The sequence below is a fragment of the Oleiphilus sp. HI0132 genome (assembly GCF_001635845.1).
This window is the reverse complement of the sequence record NZ_LWGJ01001608.1, coordinates 1-1,676: the sequence shown is the minus strand read 5'-3', so window position 1 is coordinate 1,676 and position 1,676 is coordinate 1. Positions and strand designations below refer to the sequence as shown.

The 1,676-nt window shown below is 41.8% G+C and carries 1 protein-coding gene and 2 pseudogenes; all 3 read left to right on the top strand.

The window, feature by feature from the left end; genetic code table 11:
• A pseudogene (locus tag A3766_RS24795) lies at positions 1-230 on the top strand (ParA family protein); the annotation flags it as partial.
• Positions 231-296: 66 nt separating this feature from the next.
• On the top strand, positions 297-1,163 hold the full coding sequence (locus A3766_RS24790) for a ParB/RepB/Spo0J family partition protein (RefSeq protein WP_068507307.1): 867 nt from the start codon (positions 297-299) through the stop codon (positions 1,161-1,163).
• A gap of 331 nt (positions 1,164-1,494) precedes the next feature.
• Positions 1,495-1,676, top strand: a pseudogene (locus tag A3766_RS24785) (ATP synthase subunit I); the annotation flags it as partial.

The following is a 1,676-nucleotide window of genomic DNA, read 5'->3' as shown; positions in this document are numbered from 1 at the left end:
ATAGTTTAACCAGAGATGTATCTGATGAACTTCAGGAATATTTCGGTGAACAGCTATATAAAGTCGCAATTCCAAGAAATGTAAGACTAGCGGAAGCACCCAGTCACGGTATGTCAGCATTACATTATGACAAAGCTTCAAAAGGTGCGATTGCATATTTGGCATTGGCCGGTGAAATCGTCAGAAAGAACAAAGCAGCAGCAAAAAAAGCCGACTTGGCTGAAGCATAAAACAATAATTAAGCTCATGACTTTTAAAGGTCATCATCAAGCGTTACTAAGTGAGTAGGAAAATACGTGGCAAAGAAACGAGGTTTAGGGGAAAAAGGTTTAAGCGCTTTACTCAAGGGCTCAAATGTCGACTTTAAAAAAGAAGTTGAAAACGATGGAGACCTTAAGCAACTTCCAGTTGAGTTTCTAAAACGAGGTAAATATCAGCCTCGTCGTGACATGGATCCTGATGCACTCGAAGAGCTCGCCGAGTCAATTCGACAGCAAGGTATTATGCAGCCGATAGTGGTTCGTTCTCGTGGCGAAGACTCCTATGAAATTATTGCGGGCGAAAGGCGTTGGCGGGCAGCACAAATCGCTCAGCTCGATAAAGTCCCCGCAATTATTCGTGATGTTGAAGATGATGCGGCTGTTGCAATGGCGCTTATCGAGAATATTCAGCGTGAAAACCTTAATGCAATGGAAGAAGCCACCGCTTTACAGCGTTTGCAAGATGAGTTTGAACTTACCCAAAGCGAAGTAGCTGAAGCCGTTGGTAAATCGAGGTCAACCGTGACTAACTTGCTTCGCCTGATCAACCTAACAGATGAAGTAAAGTTGATGCTAGAGCATGGCGACTTGGAGATGGGCCATGGCAGAGCGATGTTATCGTTAGATACCGAGCGACAGATAATTGTGGCTCGTCAGGTTGAGTTGAAGTCGCTTTCAGTACGACAGACCGAAGCACTCGTCCGTCGCCTAATAGAAGACAAGCCTACAAATAAAGCAGCTAAGCCAAAACCCGATGCCGATATATCACGCTTACAAGAAGATCTATCTGAAAAAGTAGGTGCAGAAGTGAGTGTTCAGCATTCAAATACAGGCAAAGGTAAGCTAGTGATTAAATATAATTCTCTTGATGAGTTAGATGGAATTTTGACTCATATCAAGTGAAATCTAACTTGATCGAAAAATAATCGATTCTTTTTTGTAACTTAAGTGAATATTCATCCCTAGAGCGGTTGAATGCACAGATTATAACCCCTATAATCTGCCACGCTTCGAGAGGCCTGATTAGGCCGAAGAAGACAATTGGCGAGAATGAATGTTAAGCGCCGCGACTCGATAAGACTAAAGAAAAATAAAAACAAGAGCTAACGATAACAAAATGTCTTAAAAGAACAGCAACTTAATGGCTGTATCTTAAGTCGAAGGTAATTAAGGAAGATATCTGCTAACTACAGCGCAGTGACATCAAAAGGTAGCAATGTAGTAGGCAAGATTAATGAACAGTAGAAAAAAGGCTGACATAAATAAGCCGCCGATTTACAAGATTTTTATTGCTCAGATGGCTCTTACGAGTGTCATTTGCGCAGGGTACTATTTAGTTAGCGGAAGCGTTGCGGCATACTCTTCGCTATTGGGTGGGGTTATATTTGTTATCCCACAACTATATTTTGGTGTTAA